At 45.8% G+C, this 18,601-nt stretch carries 11 protein-coding genes and 1 riboswitch; of the genes, 8 read left to right on the top strand and 3 right to left on the bottom strand.

Features of this window, described 5'->3' with window-relative positions:
- The first annotated feature begins 133 nt into the window (after positions 1-133).
- Positions 134-901, top strand: a complete 768-nt coding sequence (locus F752_RS0100585; RefSeq protein ID WP_017729777.1) for a glycosyltransferase family 2 protein — start codon at positions 134-136, stop codon at positions 899-901.
- A gap of 548 nt (positions 902-1,449) precedes the next feature.
- On the opposite strand, the gene F752_RS25095 is transcribed toward F752_RS0100585, so the two are convergent.
- Positions 1,450-2,319, bottom strand: coding sequence for a DUF6089 family protein (locus F752_RS25095; RefSeq protein WP_081604483.1), 870 nt, complete (start codon positions 2,317-2,319; stop codon positions 1,450-1,452).
- A gap of 304 nt (positions 2,320-2,623) precedes the next feature.
- Here F752_RS25095 and F752_RS0100560 point away from each other — a divergent pair, with 304 nt between their 5' ends.
- Positions 2,624-3,370, top strand: a complete 747-nt coding sequence (locus tag F752_RS0100560) for a ParA family protein (RefSeq protein ID WP_017729772.1) — start codon at positions 2,624-2,626, stop codon at positions 3,368-3,370.
- Positions 3,371-3,441: 71 nt separating this feature from the next.
- Positions 3,442-3,816, top strand: coding sequence for a hypothetical protein (locus tag F752_RS0100555; protein ID WP_017729771.1), 375 nt, complete (start codon positions 3,442-3,444; stop codon positions 3,814-3,816).
- 2,154 nt (positions 3,817-5,970) lie between these two features.
- Here the strand turns inward: F752_RS0100555 and F752_RS0100535 are convergent.
- Entirely contained in the window at positions 5,971-7,242 is a 1,272-nt protein-coding gene (locus tag F752_RS0100535) for a PAS domain-containing sensor histidine kinase (protein ID WP_017729768.1), read from the bottom strand.
- 366 nt (positions 7,243-7,608) lie between these two features.
- Positions 7,609-7,721: riboswitch (SAM riboswitch) on the top strand.
- Between the two features lie 217 nt (positions 7,722-7,938).
- Here F752_RS0100535 and F752_RS0100525 point away from each other — a divergent pair.
- The 4 genes from F752_RS0100525 (at position 7,939) to F752_RS0100500 (ending at position 12,606) form a co-directional block, all read left to right on the top strand.
- Complete coding sequence (locus F752_RS0100525) at positions 7,939-9,318, top strand: Na+/H+ antiporter NhaC family protein (RefSeq protein ID WP_262491824.1); 1,380 nt, start codon at positions 7,939-7,941, stop codon at positions 9,316-9,318.
- 59 nt (positions 9,319-9,377) lie between these two features.
- On the top strand, positions 9,378-10,268 hold the full coding sequence (locus F752_RS0100520) for an ATP-grasp domain-containing protein (protein ID WP_017729765.1): 891 nt from the start codon (positions 9,378-9,380) through the stop codon (positions 10,266-10,268).
- A gap of 117 nt (positions 10,269-10,385) precedes the next feature.
- The gene (locus F752_RS23230) at positions 10,386-11,501 is read left to right on the top strand and encodes an AI-2E family transporter (protein ID WP_152424977.1); all 1,116 of its coding nucleotides are present in this window, start codon (positions 10,386-10,388) and stop codon (positions 11,499-11,501) included.
- A 115-nt stretch (positions 11,502-11,616) separates the two neighbouring features.
- A complete protein-coding gene (locus F752_RS0100500) occupies positions 11,617-12,606 on the top strand; it encodes an endonuclease/exonuclease/phosphatase family protein (RefSeq protein WP_017729761.1) in 990 nt (329 codons plus the stop codon).
- Positions 12,607-12,765: 159 nt separating this feature from the next.
- On the opposite strand, the gene F752_RS0100490 is transcribed toward F752_RS0100500, so the two are convergent.
- On the bottom strand, positions 12,766-13,920 hold the full coding sequence (locus F752_RS0100490; protein ID WP_017729760.1) for an AI-2E family transporter: 1,155 nt from the start codon (positions 13,918-13,920) through the stop codon (positions 12,766-12,768).
- A gap of 683 nt (positions 13,921-14,603) precedes the next feature.
- On the opposite strand from F752_RS0100490, the gene F752_RS0100485 reads away from it, so the two are divergent.
- Positions 14,604-18,317: a PKD domain-containing protein gene (locus tag F752_RS0100485; protein WP_081604481.1), complete on the top strand. Its 3,714-nt coding sequence runs from the start codon at positions 14,604-14,606 to the stop codon at positions 18,315-18,317.
- Positions 18,318-18,601 lie beyond the last annotated feature (284 nt).

The raw sequence follows: 18,601 nt of genomic DNA, 5'->3' as shown, positions 1-18,601 counted from the left end.
TCATACATTCCATACACAATTCTTACATGACATGTCAACTCTCCTTCTGGTTTTGATTTTTAGTTAACTGGAAAGAAGGATACATTTGTTGTTAAGTGTTAAGCAATTTGGCATCTGATAACAAAAAACTGCTGTGAAAATATCTGTTGTAACAGTTGTATATAATAATATCAATACTATTCGCGAAACCATCGAATCGGTACTTGGCCAGGACTATCCTGATTTGGAGTACATTATCGTGGATGGCGCTTCGACGGATGGTACGCTTGAACTGGTAAAAGGCTATGGCAGCAGAATTAGCAGGTTTATTTCGGAGCCCGACAAGGGGCTGTATGATGCCATCAATAAAGGAATAAAACTGGCCAGTGGCGATGTGGTGGGCCTGTTACATTCCGATGATTTGTTTTATCACTCTGGGGTCGTTTCCAAAATTGCAAAAGCTTTTCAACAAAACGCTGTCGATAGTGTGTATGCTGATTTGCATTATGTGGCCCAGCATGATACCCTTCGGGTTGTCCGGGACTGGCGGAGCGGGGAATATAAAAGGAATCGCTTTCAAAGGGGATGGATGCCGCCCCACCCGACTTTTTATGTGAAAAAGGTCTTTTATGAACGTTTCGGCCTCTATGATACTGAATTCAAGAGTGCGGCAGATTATGAACTGATGCTCCGCCTGCTCTATAAGCATGGTATCAGTACCCATTACATTCCTGATACATTAGTGAAGATGAGGGTAGGTGGCGAAAGCAATCGTAGCCTCAAGAACCGTCTTCGGGCAAACAAGGAAGACTTTATGGCCTGGAAGAAAAACAATCTTCACCCGAAATTTTATACCCGCTTCCTTAAGCCACTGCGTAAACTTCCTCAGTTCCTTTCATTCCGTCGTAGAAGCTACAGCTAATACAAAATCATCGAATAATATTCAACACCAGCGATTGGACTCAAGGGAAAACTCCTCCCGGAGTAGGAGTATAGTGGAGGGTTCCAGATAGAAGCACCTATGGAACCATTCGGTAAGGAGCAATTGGGTGTATACTGGTTGATCATTTATAAGCCTGGTAGATCGATTTCCTGTTTCAAAATGCCCGCCCATCCATTACTCTCTATTGGTGAACGAAAAGAAGAAACTGCCAATAAGCTGTTAAGCCATCTGGTGCCGAACAATCTACAGGCCAAGACCATTATCATTTTTAATGCCCAAACCTGTTGAAAGGTTATCTGGTATTCTTTGTTGAACCAGAACAGTCTGGGACAGGAAAAATTGACCCTGTTTAGGTTTCTGTTACTAATGTCTTGCCTCAACTTTATGTGTTTTTTGACAAAAACAGGTAGAGTCATCTATTCAAAAGAAACTTTAAGTCCATTTAACGAAGGGAACACTATGGAGTTATTAGAGCTGTTTTTCAGGAAATGGGAAGAGTGATGACAGGAAAGAGAAAGTAAATGCTTTTACCTGTATTTCGAGCGCCGGTATCGCCTGTTATTTATAGCACCCGGAGAGTAGTTTACTTTTAGTCCAGTGATAAGATACCAGTCATTATTAGAAGGGTTTCCTCTGTAATTGGAACCCGTATAGCGGGGAGTATAACCAAGCTCATCTCTTCTGTCAGCAAGCTCCCGGGCCAGTTCATCCTCTCCAAAACTTTCCGGATCCCGGTAATTGGTGCTGGCATCATCGAGATAATCTGTAAAGGTAATGCGGTATCCAAACTCTGCTGAGATATCCCACTTGGGACTGGCATGATAAGTAAGACCCAGTCCGGCAGGGATCACCAGTGTAATCCTCCCATAGTTAACCCCCTCCGTCTCCAGCGGCTGTAATGCTACCCACTCTCCCTCATAGCGTGTTTTAGGATTATTCGTCGTAATTCCTGTCCCTGCAAAAGCATATGGGTTTAGGGTGGGCCTGTTATAACGGGAGTATTTATTATAAAACTGCCAGAGGGCTACCACATTCCACTCAAAGTTATCGGAGCGGAAAGACAAATTTCGATCAACGATGGTATTTTCGAAATCATTTAAGGAATCTGCACCCGAAATGCGATACCAGGTGAGCTCTGATCGGAAGTGGAGATGGTTGTTGTAGCGGTACATTAATCCCAGCTGTATGCTAGGTTTTGCCCAAAGGTCGGTTTCATTTGCTTTAAGGTCGCCGAAGTAAGTGCTGAGGCCTGCCCCGGCTGTAAAGCTTACCTGCCCGTGTCTGTACATCCGCTGATTATAGCGGTTTCTGAACTTCCTGAAAGTTTGGGCCTCTGCGACAGCGGAGCTAAGGAGCAGGAAAGTAATGCAAACGGCTATAATTCTGGAAAAGGACATACAGCAATGGTTAGGGTGACAGGCAAATATAAAGAGAAGGAATGAAAGTAAGAAAATGCGTGCAATATTTAAAAGGTTTCCGCCAAAAAGACGAAACAAAAGGAAAAAAGGTTGGCAGCACTTTTGATATTTCCGCTATGGGATAGAAAGTTTTTTGGAAGTTATGATTTGCTATTGTTCGTTGGAAGAATAATTACAATATTAGCAATACAAAGAATAGTAGTAATACGAGTAACATCAGTAATACAGTGTCTACTGTATTCTTTGGGTTCATCTTAATTTCAATACTAATTATAATAAGGACATGACTAAAGTCATTGCATTAAGCAACCACAAAGGGGGCGTAGGTAAAACCACTTCTACCGTAAACATTGGTGCAGGCCTGGCGAATAAGGGCAAACGAGTATTGCTGATCGACATGGATCCGCAGGCGAACCTTACCCAGTGCTTCGGAATACAGGACCCGGAGTATACTGTGTATGGTTCCCTGATTGGAGAGTATGAACTGCGCCCTTATGAGCTGCGTGACACCCTGCATGTGGTAGCCTCTACTCTTGACCTGGCCGGGGCAGAAGTGGAGCTGGCCTCTAAAATAGCCCGCGAAACAATTCTGAAAAAGCTGGTGGAAAAGGTGCGCGATCAGTATGATTATATCCTGCTGGACTGTGCGCCTTCGCTGGGACTGATTACCATAAACGCTTTTGCCGCTGCCGATGAAATATATATTCCCCTGCAGGCACAGTTCCTGGCTCTGCACGGTCTGGATAAATTATTCGAGATAGTGGACCTGGTAAAGGAAAATATCAACCCGAATCTGCACATCAGCGGGGTGTTTACCACCCAGTTTGATGGCCGTAAGGTGCTGAATCGTGACATTGCCGAGCTGGTACAGGAGCACTTTAAGGATAAGGTGTTCCGGACGGTGATTCGGGATAATGTTACCCTGGCCGAGGCGCCCAGCCACTGGCAGGATATTTTTTCCTATAATCCAAAAAGCTACGGGGCGGTAGATTATGCCTCGCTGGTAGATGAAATTTTAGTCCGCCCGTAAGAAAGAGAGATAATTTTTTGATAATACAGGTGTTATGATTAATATGAGTAACACGATAAACATGGTGAAGAATGGCCCAGAGGAAAAGCTTTAAATCAGCAATAGATAAAACCAATTTAAATGAGAAGAGGGGGATCAAAAGTCTGGTTTCGACCCCACCTTCTGAAAAGGATGCCCAGCCGCCCCAGGTGGTGAAGCAGGAGGAAGAAGTGCCGAAAGACCTGCGGCAAACCTTCGTGATTCGGGAAGACTACCTGGAGAAACTGAAAGATTATGTGCACATGATTCGGGTTACGGAAGACTCTTATTATACCCAGAAGGATGCCATGCACGAAGCGCTGGATATGTTGTTTGAATCGGCCGGGGAGATAAAGCCCAGGCCGGATAAGTTAAAGGAAAGGGAGCAGGAAAGAGCCCAGCGCATCCGTAGAGGAAGAGCAGGTTAATCAGCAACAATATTAACCCGGTGAACAAGGTGTTTGCCGGGTTATTTTTATTACCAGTGTTACCAGGTAACTTTTTCAACTAATCATATTCTCTCCACCAGGCATTTTCCCTTTCAGTAAAAATGCTGTTTCCCTTCCTTTTTTTTATTTCAGTAAACAAAACCGGTTCTTCCTGTAAAGGCTGTTGGCTTTTTAAGGGGTGAAATATTTAAAGATTCCGGGCAGTGCAGAAATCGCTTTAATAAACGTGAACCCGGGAATGGTAGGTTCTTCTAAGGTCTGTCACCTACCGTCATTCCGGACGAAGAGCAAGGGAAATCCGGAATCCTGAGCATGGATTATACTAAACAGGCTGAGATCCCTGCAGCCCTGGGGCCACCCATGCAGGATGACGAGTCTGTTTAAGCTGTTTTAGAAGTTGCTTAATGGTGTTTTCATTCCATACCTCACGTTAAAGGAGGACATTTTCTAAGCTGTGTCTGATAAATACCTTTAACTCTAATTTTGTCATTTCGACGGCAGGAGAAATCCTTCAAATACCTGAAGTTTAAAAAGATTATGTTAGGTGGAAAGAGGCTTCCCGCACGGCCTCCGCTAACGTCAGCAGGACACGGAATGTTGATTCATCAGAAACAGCCTGGCTTTTTCACACTCCTGATTCCGGGTTCAGTTTAAATTAGGATGACTTACTTTCTTTAAACCCTTTTATTAAAAGCGGGATCAGCTGAGTTTACTTTTCTGCATTCTATATTCATCATTTTTAGTATAAAAGGCTGCTCTGCCACTATAACACGCTCAGTAACCCGGTGTTCTGAATGTTACGGATGCTAATGAGATTACTGGTAGCTTCCTTTTCAAACTTTTATTCTTTCTTTCAAAATGGTGGTGAGGAGCATGTTTCTTTTACCGGAGATTTGTCCAATACGCTACACTTAATGGTTTGTATATCAAGCGACCAAAATTATGTTAATGAGGCTCTTCATTCACCTGAAAGAGATGTCACCCTGTTACTAATGTTACCGGTATTAAACATTTTTTGGCGCAGTAATGGTTTCATTAAGGCAACCTAAAGCCCGAAATGTACAACCTCCGGGAAAGAAGCATTGGAGTAGAAGTGGAGTTTTAATTCTTTTTTGCAAGAGTGGATTAAGGGCATTTTTCTTTTCAGGGGCAGCAGGTGGTGTATTCTTTATATTATCACTATTATCGTGCTTTTCTATATGGAGAATGATACTTTTATTATGGTAGTTATTATTGTTACTAAAGTTATGAAGGTTACTGATATGATTGATGTTCATTTTTTGATTTTAAGCGGAAAGGATGGGAGACGGTAAAATCCGTGATTATAGTACCTTATCTCCATTTTTATGGTTCTCCACAGGAGGTAGCTCATTAGGACCGTGGCAAAGGAGAAGGTGGTGCAGGTTTCAGAAGGAGAAATGAGGTCGCCGGGCTGTCTGCTTAAAGACATGACCAGGCATAGCAAAGGACTTACAGTAACTCATGATTACTGGTATTAATGGTGTTATCAATGTTACTACAGGTAATTAACACTATTGGAAAAGAGGAGCTTAGGAAGGTAGTAAAAAGTAAGCGAGTTGGCTTTTATCAGCTCAGTGGTGAGAATAACCGCCAATATCCTTCCTGCTCCTCTTCGCAGAAAAGGTGTGGGAGTAAGTAAACTGTGGGCATGATGATGAGCGCAACAACAGAAATCTTCTTCCGTCCTCCTCAGGAAGGATAAGAAGGCAGTGAGAGTTTGTGAGAGAAAAGAAATACCTGAACAGGATAGCAGGCGAATGTACAATTTAAAGGGACTGGAAGAGTTTAGAAGTACATATGGCGGGTATTGGTGTAAATGCTTTTAGGTATAGAGGTTTATGCTCCTTGAATGGCGCTCATTCCTTCGGGAAGTACGCATCCATCACGACCATCGAACCAGGCTAACAGGCACTAGCTGCTCTGTTTCCTGCACCGGACCTGTAAGATCGTGTGACAGAGGATAAGATCCCCGCCTTTTTTGTTTTATTTTCAACAGCGGAATAGAAAGAGCGGCGTATAGGGAACAGTATTCATATTATATTATCATTACGCAGAGTGTTACCGGGTAATATTAGGTTCTCCGATGTTACCTTTGTTACTGGTATTTTCAGTTTACAGAGGAAAGGACAGCACAACCTCCATTCCTTCGCCGGGGCTACTCCTGAAACGGATGTCTCCTTCCAGTAATTCGAGCTGGGTTTTTACCAGCGACAAGCCTATACCGCTCCCCGGAACATGGAAGTGGAAGCGGGTAAATGGTTTCCCAATCGCCTCTCCATACTTTTCCAGATCCAGCCCGAGGCCATTATCCTGGATGCTAATGTAAGCCCGCTTGTCTTTCCTGAAAGAGCGGAGACGGATTTTAACCTTTTTCTCCGGATCGCGGTATTTGATGGCATTGGTGAGCAGGTTGTTGATAATATCCTGCACATAGGTACGTACGCTGCAAAGAATTGGCAGTGCCCGGAAGTCATGGGTAATGGAAGCGCCGGAGCGTTGTATCTGGTGTTCAAGGTAGTAACTTGACTGTTGTAAAACTTCTTCGAGCTCGACCTCTTCTTTAGGGGCACTCAGGTCTTTCCTTTTCTCTATCAGAAGCGCCACTTCTTTAATGGACCTGTCTAAGCGCTGGGCAGAAAGATTTATTTTCTGGATAATCTCGCTTACCTCTTCAGGGCTGGAAATTTTAAATAACTGGGCCAGACCTAACAGATTGGCAACCGGCGCCCGGAGCTGGTGCGAAACAATATTGGCGAACTCCTCCAGCTGATGATTCTGGTGCAGCAGGCTGTTCAGCAGCTCCTCCCTTTCCTCTTCATAGCGCACCTGCTGGCTCACATCATATACGAGAATGATTTCAGAAGGACGGTTTCTGAAAATGATGCCATGGCTGGAAATTTTAACATGTATGAAGGTTCCATCCTTCCGGAGATGACGCCAGATTCCTGTACTGTAATAGCCCTGGGGAGCATCGCTTACATTGTCCCTGACTTTTTGCTTGTCTTCAGGTGGCCGGATATCCAGGATGCTCATTTGCAGAAATTCCTCCTTTGAGTAGCCATACTGCTGTACAGCTGCTTCGTTTACAGCGACAAAGGCCAGGCTATCCTTATCGAATACCCACATGGGAGTGGGGTTTTCCTGGAACAATTGCCGGTTCTGGAGGGCCTGTTCCTGATACTTCTTCTCCATCCTTCGGGAAAAGAAAAAAGCCAGGCCGGTATTAATCAGTACAAGCAGGAAGCCTGCCCCTAAAGAAAGTTTGTGCCCACTGGTTAAAGGACCGTCTTTCTGCTGAAGAAGAAAGGCCAGGAATAGCATCGTGGCCACCCCGGTGATAAAAATCAGCAGGCTTAATAAGTACTTAAATGATGGTTGTTTCATGTGGTTTGTACAGAAACTAAGGAAAATAACATTCTGTTATAGCCAGCCAGCAAAAAGCACCTTAAAAAGTGAAGATGGAAGTCTTATGGAAACAGTCAGTCCTGTTTCTGGTAGCTATTAAAGGTTTTTTTCACCCCAGGCAAAAAGAGCATTTTTTGAGAGGAAAAACTTCTCCTGTGGCCATTTCAATTTCAGGTACTCTCCACCTGCCGGTTTTTCAAATTTACAACTTCCTGGGTCTCCGCAGCCTGCTTCTCTTTTTATATTCTTTCCTTTTACTTCTTTTTCACAATAAGGTTTTTCCTGCAGGTCTTGGCAAAATGGCAGCTGGCATATACTTTTGCAGTGCTCCTGTTCAGGAGTTTTTATTTATACAGAAGAGTGGAGAGACAGGCTCTGTGAAACTCTGGCAACCTGGCGCAGGCCTTTGAGGCTCTACCAAGGTGCTAATTCCTGTCCTGACAAGGAAAATATAAATACCGAGATGAAAAAATCACCTAGCAGCAGCCTGAAGTTTCAGCATTCCTATTCCCCCAAATCATCCCTCCAATGGGTGACGTCTGGCTGTTGTTGTTGCTGTTGTAATTAATTCCTTTTATCATTCTTTTAGCACTTTCCGTTAATTCCGGAAAGTCAGATTAGCCAGGCTTCCTTTTAGGCCACTTAAGCTGTGGACGAGGCACTGGCGACCTTTCTATTGTTCCCTTATTAACTTCTTCAAAAATGAAAACCATTCCGAATGCAGGAGGGTGGGCACTCCTCCCTTTTCTGGTATTTGTTCTTTCTTTTCTTGGAACCGGGCTTTTGCTCGATGACTTTTATGCCTTTAGTGCGCCGGTAGCGGTGGTGTTGGGGGTTATTGCTGCTTTTTTGATCCTGAGGGGTTCCGCCGATGCCAAGGTGGCGGCCCTCATCCGGGGCTGTGGCGATAGTAAAATCATTACCATGTGCCTTATCTACCTCCTGGCTGGGGCATTTGCCACCGTTACAGCAGCCATGGGAGGAGTTGAGGCTACGGTTCAGCTGGGCCTTCATCTTATTCCGCTTCAGTACCTGGCCCTCGGCATCTTTGTGCTGGCCGCTTTTCTCTCCACCGCCACCGGAACCTCTGTAGGGGCCATAGTGGCTTTGGGGCCTATCGCTGCTGGGCTGGCAGCAGAAAGTGGTATTTCGCTGCCCCTGATGATGGGCGCGCTTTTGGGAGGGGCTATGTTTGGCGATAACCTTTCCATGATTTCCGACACGACCATTGCTGCTACCCAAACGCAGGAATGTGAAATGAAGGATAAATTCAGAATCAATCTCCGCATAGCAGGACCCGCTGCCTTGCTCACCATTATCCTGCTCCTGCTAAGCGGCTTTTATGCGGAGGCGGTAGTAGGAGCCGGGGAAGAAAGTGCCCCGCTGGCCTTATGGAGAATTCTTCCCTACCTGCTGGTGGTGGGGCTGGCGGTTGCAGGCGTAAACGTTTTTAATGTGCTAACCATTGGTACCCTGTTTTCCGGTTTGTCTGGTATTCTGGCAGGCGATTTCGGCTGGCTTGGCATTAGCCAGGAAGTATACAAAGGTTTTACCGGCATGACGGATATTTTTCTCCTGTCGATGCTTACGGGTGGTCTGGCCGCCATGGTGGCGGAAGCCGGGGGTATTGACTTCCTGCTCAGAAAGGTTAAGGGCGCCATTCACACCCCCAAAACAGCCCAACTGGGAATTGGAGCTCTGGTAGGAACGACGAATATGGCCATAGCCAATAATACGGTTTCTATCGTTATTGCAGGTCCGCTGGCCAGGGAAATAAGCCTCCAGTTTGGAGTGGACAAACGAAAAGTGGCGGCCTTACTCGATATTTTTGCCTGTTTTGTGCAGGGGCTGCTTCCCTATGGAGCCCAGATGCTCATTCTGCTCAGCTTTACCGAAGGGAGCCTGGCCTATTTCGATGTGCTGCCTTATGCCTGGTACCTCTACTTGCTATTACTGACGAGCCTGCTAAGTATTTCCCTTCCTGTAAAGGGAAGACGAAAAGAACCAACCGGTCTGGCTGAGCAAAAGGGGAAAGTGTTAAAAAAGGCGGCCTGAGGAAGCTTTGTGCCTCTGTTTAAAAGTTTTTAATGTATCATTGCGGCAAAAAAAATAGAATGGACATTGCGTTTGTTTGTTACCAGGGCTCCGGGAAGTTTTCGCTCATCGAAGAGGAAAACACTTTATTACTCGAATATCTGCAGGCCAGGGGGCTGCAGGTCAGAAAAGAAATATGGGATGACCCGGAGGTGGACTGGGCAGCTTACGATTGGGTACTGCTGAAAGCTCCCTGGGATTATTTCGATAAGTACGAGGCTTTCCTCCACTGGTTAAACCGGCTGGATCAGTTAGAAGTGCCGTTGCTAAACCCTTCGGCCATCGTTCGCTGGAATAGCGATAAGCATTACCTGAAAGATATTGAAGCGGCCGGCTTGCCGCTGATTCCTTTTGAGCTGTTGGAAAAAGGAGAAAAGGTATCGCTGGAAAAATATTTCGACCATTTTGCAACAGAGCAGCTGATTGTGAAACCGGCCGTAAGTGGAGGCGCAAAAAACACTTTCTCTTTTAACCGTAAAGAAGCCGAAGAACTTTCCGGCAGGCTCAACCTGCTGCTGGAGCAGGAAGCTTTTCTGGTGCAGCCTTTTATTTCTCAGATCCAGGAAGAAGGAGAATGGTCACTGGTATTTTTTAATGGGCAGTTTAGCCATTGCCTGTTAAAGAGGGCGAAGAGTGGCGACTTCCGGGTACAGCATGTACATGGCGGAAGTGTACACCCCCAGACAGCTCCCGAGGCCCTGCTGGAGCAGGCAAAAAGATATATCGCGGCTTTTGCCCGGGACTGCCTCTATGCAAGGGTAGATGGGGTTCAGATAAATGGCACTTTTTGCCTGATGGAACTGGAGCTGATAGAACCTTTCCTGTACTTAGCCGGCTCCCCGGGAAGTTATGAAAATTATTATCAGGCCCTGCAAACCCTAACCCGGCGGGTCAGTGAAACGGTGGAATAAAAAAGCTCCCTGAAGTTTGGGATAGAGAAATTAAACAGCCACTGCTGAAACAACTTTTCTTTTCAACGATTAATTAAACAGGGTTTGTTTAATCAATTTGAAGAAAAGTACTCCTCTATGGAAATAGTTAATTTCAGGAAAAGCTCCATTACCTATTACAGCTACATCCTGCTGTTTATCGTTTTGTTTTTTTTCGGCCTCTATCATGCCCGTAGCTTTTTGATTCCGGTTGCGCTTGCGGTATTGTTCTCTATGCTTCTCTGGCCGGCAGCTAAATTCTGTGAGAGGAAGGGGGCTTCCAGGAAATGGTCTTCAGGGATATGCGTTTTTATCCTGCTGCTTTTCATGCTGGGGCTTATCTTGTTTTTGGTGAGCCAGGCAGCCGGCTTTACCTCTCAGATGTCCAGCATTCAGCAGCAGTTTACCGCTATGCTGGACCAGGTAAAGAATTTCCTGGAATCGAAGCTCGGCATTGATATCGGGCAGGTGCTGGGGAATAATTCCAATAGCAGTAATCAGCAGGGAGGAAACATGGGGGGCTTTGATATAACCTCTTACCTCTCCGGCTTCCTCTCCGGTTTAAAATCCATTGCCATGGGGACAGTAGCTGCAATAATAGGCATTATTGTGGTATTGGTATATGTTTTCCTGATGCTGCTGTACCGCCATGTCTTTATTAACTTTATCAGGAAGATCTCTCCAAAAAAAGAGGAAGCGGAAGAAGTAAGTAGAGAAGTGGCCAAAGTAAGCCAGCAGTACCTGGCGGGTCGCCTGATTGTAATTGGGATAGTCGCGGTAATTAATTCCGTAGGCTTAACCCTGATAGGGATCAAACAGGGGATCTTTTTTGGAGTGCTTGCGGCCTTCCTGGACCTGATTCCCTATATCGGAATTATTATCGGCGCAGGTCTTCCGTTAATCGCTTCTTTAATCAATAACGAGGCACTGTGGCCTTTTTTCGCTGTACTGGGCTTGTTTGTGTTTGTGCAGCTGCTGGAAAACTATTACCTGACGCCTAAAATAGTGGGCACTAAAGTGCGCTTAAATCCGCTCTTTACCATTATGGCGGTGCTGGTGGGCGGCTACCTTTGGGGAGTTGCCGGCATGATTCTCTTTATTCCTTTCCTGGGTATGCTCAAGGTTATTTTTGACCATGTGGAGCCTCTGAACCCATATGGCTACCTGATAGGTGATCCGGAAAACAGAACCGATAAATCTGATGCCTTAAGGTAAGGTGCATCCCTGAAATTGCCGGGGGAAAAGAAAGGGCTGAAAAAGCAGCGCTTAACCGTTTTAAAAGCCTCTGCCTTTATTAAAAAGAGCGTTTTCATCTTAAATTCTGAACAGCATGAAAAAACTATTTTTTTATTTGCTTCTTTTAATCGGGACGCTGGTTATTCTTGCCACCCTTGGTTCTGCCATCGCTACGGAAGATTTCTGGTGGATAAAAATACTGGACTTTCCACGGTTACAGTTTCTGATCCTGGCCATCCTTCTTATTCCGCTCTTTATCTGGCTGGCCGATGACTGGGGGTTCTGGAAGGTGTTCTTTTTAATAGGTCTTGTGGCAACCATTATTATCCAGTGCTTTTATCTTTACCCTTATACCGAACTGGTAGACCCGGCAGTGGAGGGTATTGCAGAGGAGGAGGCAGCGCCCGCCTCTACTTTCGACCTTATGGTTGCCAATGTGTATATGCACAACCGGCAGGCGGAAGATTTTATCCATATCGTGCAGGAGCATGACCCTGATATACTGCTTGCTATGGAAACGAATAACTGGTGGGAGGAGGCCCTGCAGCCACTGGACGAAGCGTATCCTTATGGGATGGAATATCCTCTGGACAATACCTATGGCATGATTTTGTATTCCAAATATCCGCTCCTTAACCAGGAAATTCTTTTTCTGCAATACGATAGCGTCCCTTCTTTTCATGCACAGGTGCAGTTACCTTCCGGCAGCTTATTTAACTTCCATGGAGTGCACCCGGTGCCACCCTTCCCCGGTGAGCCCAACGATACCAGTGATGAAGAAGTAGCGCTGGTAAAGGTAGGGGAAATGGTGGAAGCGCTCGGGCAGCCTGCCGTGGTGGCCGGAGACCTGAACGATGTTGCCTGGGCCCAGAGAGAGCGGCTCTTCGAAACAGAAGGCCTCCTGTATGATACCCGCATTGGCCGGGGCATTATACCTACTTTTAGCGCAAAGAGCTGGATAGCAGCCTGGCCGCTCGATTATGTTTTTGTTACCAATGATTTTGCCCTTATTGAGCTGAAAAGACTGGAGGAGTTTGGTTCTGACCACTACCCGCTGTATACAAAAATAAGCCTGCAGGAGTAGGAAAGAGCTAAGCATGCAAGCTCCAGCCTTCATCGTGATGTTATGTTCTTTTAGAAGAAGAAAGGCCTCTCCCGAAGCCTTTCCTTTTTTTTATTTTCCTCCTGCTGCTTTTTCTTCCTCTTCCCTTTTTGAGGCAAATTGCCCGGAAAAGATATTTGCCTATGGAAGGTCTTCCAGCTGGTTCTGCTCTTTCTTCTTCTCGGCTTTCTTTCTTCTTCTCTTACTGAGAATACTCTCCAGCGGAACCCATTTCTTTTCCAGTATATCCTCTTCCGGTGGGTTATCGAGCAGAAAGGCCAGCGGTAGCAGGGAAGGAGAGGCATCGCAAATGACCTTGATGATGGCCAGCACCGGAATGGAAAGAATCATGCCGAGAGCACCCCAGAACATGCCTCCGATAAACAGCGCAATAATGGCGGCAAAAGGATTGATGCTCACTTTGCCTCCTACAATATTTGGCGTGATAAAGTTGCCCTCCAGGAACTGTACACTCCAGAAAAGAAGCGCCACCCCCAGCGGATACCAGAGAGAATCTTTCGTAACAAGGGCAAATAAAATAGGGAGCAAAGAACCTATCAGAATGCCGATATAGGGAATAATGGTCAGTACAGCAGCCAGTACTCCAAAAAAGATGGCGTGCTGAATGCCCAGCAACATCAGGCCCACAGAATTGAGAATTGCAACAATAAAGATAACCGTAAATAAACCCACAATGTAGTTCCTTACTACCATTTCCACTTTAGCAAGGGTCGTTCCCACTTTCTGATGGTCGTCTCTCTTGAAACATTTATATAAAAAGCCTACAAAGAACCTCCGGTAGTAAAGGAGGAAAAACAGGGCGATCAGGAAAAGAAAGAAGCCCGTAAAGAAATCGGCTGTTGCCGAAACAGTGGTGGTCACCGCTGCTGTACTATCTTTGAGAAAGCTATTGAGAGAGTCTTTCAGGTACCGGGTTTGCTCTTGTTGTTCAACCCCAAAAGTAGCTTCCATCCAGCCATAGCCCCTGTCGATCAGTTCCTGAAAGCGGCCTCCGATAGAGTGAAGATCATTGGAAATTTGACCGACCTGAAAAGAAAAGAAATAGGAGAGTCCTGATAGGGCCAATAGTACCACCAGAATAGAGAAGACGGAACTGAAACCTCTGTTCATTTTAAGCCTCTCAAACTTATTGCTGAGCGGATGTAGCAGCAGGGCTACAATGAGCGCTGCTAAAAGAGGGCTGATAAGCGCCTGGCCTACAATCAGCACATAGGAGGTTAAAATGATACTCGCCAGAATGAAAAAGTATTTTATATAAGCAGGAATAGATTGCATAAATTTGTTCAGAAACAGTAAGATGTTTAAACTATAAAGAGAAACACCAAACAGAATCTTTTGTTGAATATTGGCTGTTTTTCTCCTGATATTTTAATGGCTCATTCTTTTTTACTCCTTCCATATTTACAGGCAGTTAATGCCATAAAATTTTACTGAGCCAGAATAAAGGAAGAATTCTATGCCTGCTCCATAGCTGAGGGGGAAATTTAATGAGCTACAGTTCAGGGCCGGGAAAGAAAGGATACCATTCACAGAGGATCGTATAGGTGAATTGTTAATTTAAAATCTAAGGGCCTGTCACTGAGTCGATAAGCTTTGTGGAGATGGCCCTTCCCTTTATTTTTCTCCAGGTATTTCTTCGCTCCAGTTCAATAGGTATCAACCAGCCATAAAGGCCTTTTAGGCGCTTTGCTGCATCTTTTTTATCCCTTTTGCGTACTGGTAAGAGTCAGGCCGATACGGTGGTTCATGAGGAGCTTTGTAATTTTTTAAGTGGCTGAAAATATAAAAATCATACAAATCTGATATTCAGGTAATTATAGATTATTTTTGTTGTGTGGAGCTTTCTGATATTCAGGAAGGATGCGCTGCTAATGCCCGGGTAATGAGGAATACCCCCTCAAAACGCTTTAAATCCAGGTAATAACAGGGGAAATGGTAATTATATATTGAGACAGTTTATGAAAATTCTATACACTAATTTATTCATCTTTTTAGGATTATTGTTTAGCTACCAGGCTTCGGCACAAACAACAGAAAGTGTAAAGCCCGTTAGCTACTACCCGATGCTTAACTGGGATACCTCTCCCTACGAATCTTTCCGTTATACTTCCGAAAACGGCTACTGGGATTGGATTAACTTTCGTTTGCTGTACCCGAACGGCTACGATTCCACGGCTCAGGATGCAAAGGAATATCCGCTGATTATAATGCTGCATGGGGGAGGTGAGTCGGCCAGGATGATGTGGAATAACACCACGAAAAGTAACACTCCTTATCCTGAGGATGATGTGCGCAGAGACAATAACGACCATCAGCTTCTGTTTGGAGGAAAGGATTATTTAAAAGCAATGGAAAGCGGCCGGTTTCCCGGTTTTGTGCTGTTCCCGCAAAACTTTTATGGTACCTGGGTAAAGGAAGATGGTGGAGCTTCCTATTTCCATGATGATTTAAGAAAAACCATTGAGCTGGTAGAGTACCTGGTGGAACATCTTAAAATTGATCCTTCCAGAATTTATATCAACGGCTTATCGGCAGGCGCGAAAGGGGTATGGCTCGCTGCAGCCCGCCGACCTGATCTCTTTGCGGCTGCCATTCCGATGTCTGGCCATAGTAATCCAGCCTGGGCAGACCAGCTGGCAAAGGTGCCGCTGTGGGTGTTTCAGGGAGAGCTCGATACCAATCCAAGAGCCTGGGTAACCCGTGAAACAGTGGAGGCTGTAAGAGCTGCTGGTGGTGAAGTACGTTATACCGAATATGATAGCGTGGGCCATAACACCTGGAGCAGAGCCTATAATGAAAAAGATTTTTATGAATGGATGCTGGCCCATCAGAAGGAGGGAGTCACAGATGGTAATGAGGCCCCGGTGGTCGATGCCGGAAAAGACAAAACGCTTACGCTCCCCACGAACAGTACAAGCTTTACCGCCATCGCTTCCGACCCTGACGGGACCGCCCTTACCTATTTGTGGCGACAACTCGAAGGGCCAAAGCTTAGCCTGACAGATACCACCAAAGCCACGCTTTCGCTTAACAATCTGGTAGAAGGAAGTTATATTTTTCAGGTTAGTGTAAAGGATGCAGAGGGCGCTATGGATGCCGATGAGGTGATTCTTGTTGTAAATAAAGCTGCGAATAAAGCCCCTGTTATAGACGATTTGCAGGATCAGGTAGTTACCCTTCCCACCAATAGCACCAGCTTTACTGCCAATGCAACGGATTCTGATGGCACCATCGCTTCTTACCTCTGGCAACAGCTGGAGGGTCCGGTGGTCAATTTAAAGGATACAGCCACTAAGAAGTTAACCGTTAGCGGTCTGGTAGAAGGAAGTTATAAGTTTAAAGTGACCGTTAAGGATAACGAAGGGGCTACCGCTTTCCAGGAAGTGGCGCTTCTGGTGAAGCCAAAGCCCAATGAACTGCCGGTAGTGAATGCCGGCGCCGACCAAACCATTACCCTTCCTGAAGATACTGCCACTCTTATGGCAGAGGCCCGGGACCCTGATGGAAATATTGACTCATACAGCTGGAAGCAACTCTCAGGGCCTACTACAGCTACTGTAAACGGACAGTCCACTGCTAAGCTGTCACTGTCTGCTCTAAAAGAAGGGACTTATACTTTTGTGGTGAGTGTAGCGGATAATGTGGGAGGAACCGCTTCGGATACTGTAAGTGTGGTAGTGAAGCCAAAGCCAAATGAGTTGCCGGTTGTGAGTGCGGGTGAAGATAAAACCATCACTCTGCCAACCAATACAGCGACACTTACTGCTGAAGCGAAGGACCCGGATGGGGTAATAAAAAGCTATCTGTGGGAAAAGCTGACAGGTCCGGCAGCGGAAATGTCGGGTCAAACAACCAAAACCCTGTCGCTTTCAGGATTAACAAAAGGAAGCTACACCTTTAAAGTTACGGCTACCGACGATAAAGGAGGGAAAGCCTCAGATGAAGTTTTGCTGGTGGTAAACCCTGCTGCGAATAAAGAACCGGTAGTAAATGCAGGTGAAGATAAAACAGTTACTTTACCCCTTAGCAGTGTAAGCTTCACCGTTAAGGCCTCCGACCCGGAAGGTTCTGCGCTTAGCTACCTCTGGAAGAAGGTAAGTGGCCCGGCGGTTACCTTAAAAGATACCACCTCCGCCACGCTTACGGTGCTAAATCCGGTAAAAGGGGAGTATGTATTTAAAGCCCTGGTTACCGATGGAGCGGGGGCCACTTCTCAGGATGAAGTGAAGCTTACCGTTCTTCCCGCCCCTAACCAGCAACCGGTGGTGGAAGCAGGCAGCAAGAAAACCATTACCCTTCCTACCGATACAGCGGTGCTGGTGGCGGAGGCTAAAGATGCCGATGGAAGCATTAAAAGCTATAAATGGGAAAAGGTAAGCGGCCCCTCCACTTTCAGCATGAGTGGAGCCACTACCGCACGACTTTCCCTTTCCAGCCTGGTGCAGGGGAATTATATCTTTAAAGTTACCGTGCAGGATAACGAAGGGGCAACGGCCGCTGACCAGGTAGAACTGGAGGTAAAAGTAGCTCCTAACCAAAAACCAACGGTCAGTGCCGGAACTGACCAAACCATTATGCTCCCGAATAATACCGCCACTTTTATGGCGGATGCCCGGGACCCGGATGGAACTATCTCTACCTACCTTTGGGAAAAAGTACAGGGACCGTCGGCTACCCTTGCCGAAACAGGCGAAGCAGAGCTGGTAGTAACGAACCTTGTGGAAGGAAACTATATTTTCCGCGTTACCATCACAGATAATAAAGGAGCTACCGCCCATGATGAGGTTCAGCTGAAAGTAAAGCCTGCCGAGAACATTGCACCGACTGTCAATGCCGGCACAGATGTCAGCCTAACCTTACCCAACAATTCCGTTACTTTATCAGCAGCGGCTTCCGATGAGGATGGTACAATCTCTTCTTACCTCTGGGAAAAGCTTTCCGGTAGCGCCGCCACGCTCAGCAATGCAGACCGGCCGACAGTATCGATTTCGGGACTGGAAAATGATTCCTACACCTTTAAAGTTACCGTTACAGATAATAAAGGGGCTACTGCTTCCGATACCGTAATTGTAAATGTTTTTGAACCGGCTGAGGGAAATCAGGGACCACTGGTAAATGTTATGCAGGATACCACGCTTATACTTCCTGTTGATTATTTTACGCTGAAAGGATCTGCTAATGATAATGATGGAAGTATAGTATCTTACTTGTGGGAGCAGGTGAGCGGACCGGCAGGAATCAATATGAACAGAAATGATACCACCCAGGTAGAGATAGTAGGATTGGTTGAAGGGGTGTATGTATTCCGCCTTACGGCTACGGATAATGAGGGAGCTACTGATTCGGCAGAGGTGCAGCTAACTGTTAAACCACTGGTAAATGGTACAGATCCGGTGGAGGCTTCGGTTACTAACTTATTAGCTTATCCTAACCCTTTTACTGATTATGTTCATTTACAACTGGTATCAAAGGAGAATGACCAGCTAAGCGTTCGGGTATATGATCCCATGCTGAAGGAGCTGTACAGGGGAATTGTGCAGGCAATAGCAGGAGAGGAGCTCATATACAGGATTAACCTTCCGTCAGGAGGCCTGGAACCAGGTACTTATTTTATTCAGGTACAGAATAAAAAGGGAACATTTAAAAAGATGCTGAGGGTAATCCATCAGTAAGCCTGGGTTATAAAATTTAATCCCGCATTCCGGAAGGTTCCCATCAGGAGCTTTGAAGGGGTGCGGGATTTTTTGTTGTTTCAGGCCTGCTTCCTTCCTAAGCAATAAGATTTATATGCCAGGTAGCAGACGGGCCGGAAAAGGACTGTATGAGAACCCGTGTGCCTTTATTCCTTTTCCTTTCTTCTCAAAATTCCACAAAAAAGAGGGGGCATTCCATAAAAAGGAGATACCTGAAAAAAAACAAACAAAGCCCGAAGAGAGGGGGGAAAGATTTGTTTAAC

The organism is Nafulsella turpanensis ZLM-10 (genome assembly GCF_000346615.1).
Lineage (GTDB): Bacteria > Bacteroidota > Bacteroidia > Cytophagales > Cyclobacteriaceae > Nafulsella > Nafulsella turpanensis.
The sequence above is the reverse complement of the archived record's forward strand: the minus strand, read 5'-3'. Positions and strand labels throughout refer to the sequence as shown.

Excerpts from the sequence above, each read along its gene's own strand:
- F752_RS25095 (WP_081604483.1), bottom strand. The coding sequence starts at position 2,319 with ATGTCCTTTTCCAGAATTATAGCCGTTTGCATTACTTTCCTGCTCCTT.
- F752_RS0100560 (WP_017729772.1), top strand. The coding sequence starts at position 2,624 with ATGACTAAAGTCATTGCATTAAGCAACCACAAAGGGGGCGTAGGTAAA.
- F752_RS0100555 (WP_017729771.1), top strand. The coding sequence starts at position 3,442 with ATGGCCCAGAGGAAAAGCTTTAAATCAGCAATAGATAAAACCAATTTA.
- F752_RS0100535 (WP_017729768.1), bottom strand. The coding sequence starts at position 7,242 with ATGAAACAACCATCATTTAAGTACTTATTAAGCCTGCTGATTTTTATC.
- F752_RS0100520 (WP_017729765.1), top strand. The coding sequence starts at position 9,378 with ATGGACATTGCGTTTGTTTGTTACCAGGGCTCCGGGAAGTTTTCGCTC.
- F752_RS23230 (WP_152424977.1), top strand. The coding sequence starts at position 10,386 with ATGGAAATAGTTAATTTCAGGAAAAGCTCCATTACCTATTACAGCTAC.
- F752_RS0100500 (WP_017729761.1), top strand. The coding sequence starts at position 11,617 with ATGAAAAAACTATTTTTTTATTTGCTTCTTTTAATCGGGACGCTGGTT.
- F752_RS0100490 (WP_017729760.1), bottom strand. The coding sequence starts at position 13,920 with ATGCAATCTATTCCTGCTTATATAAAATACTTTTTCATTCTGGCGAGT.
- F752_RS0100485 (WP_081604481.1), top strand. The coding sequence starts at position 14,604 with ATGAAAATTCTATACACTAATTTATTCATCTTTTTAGGATTATTGTTT.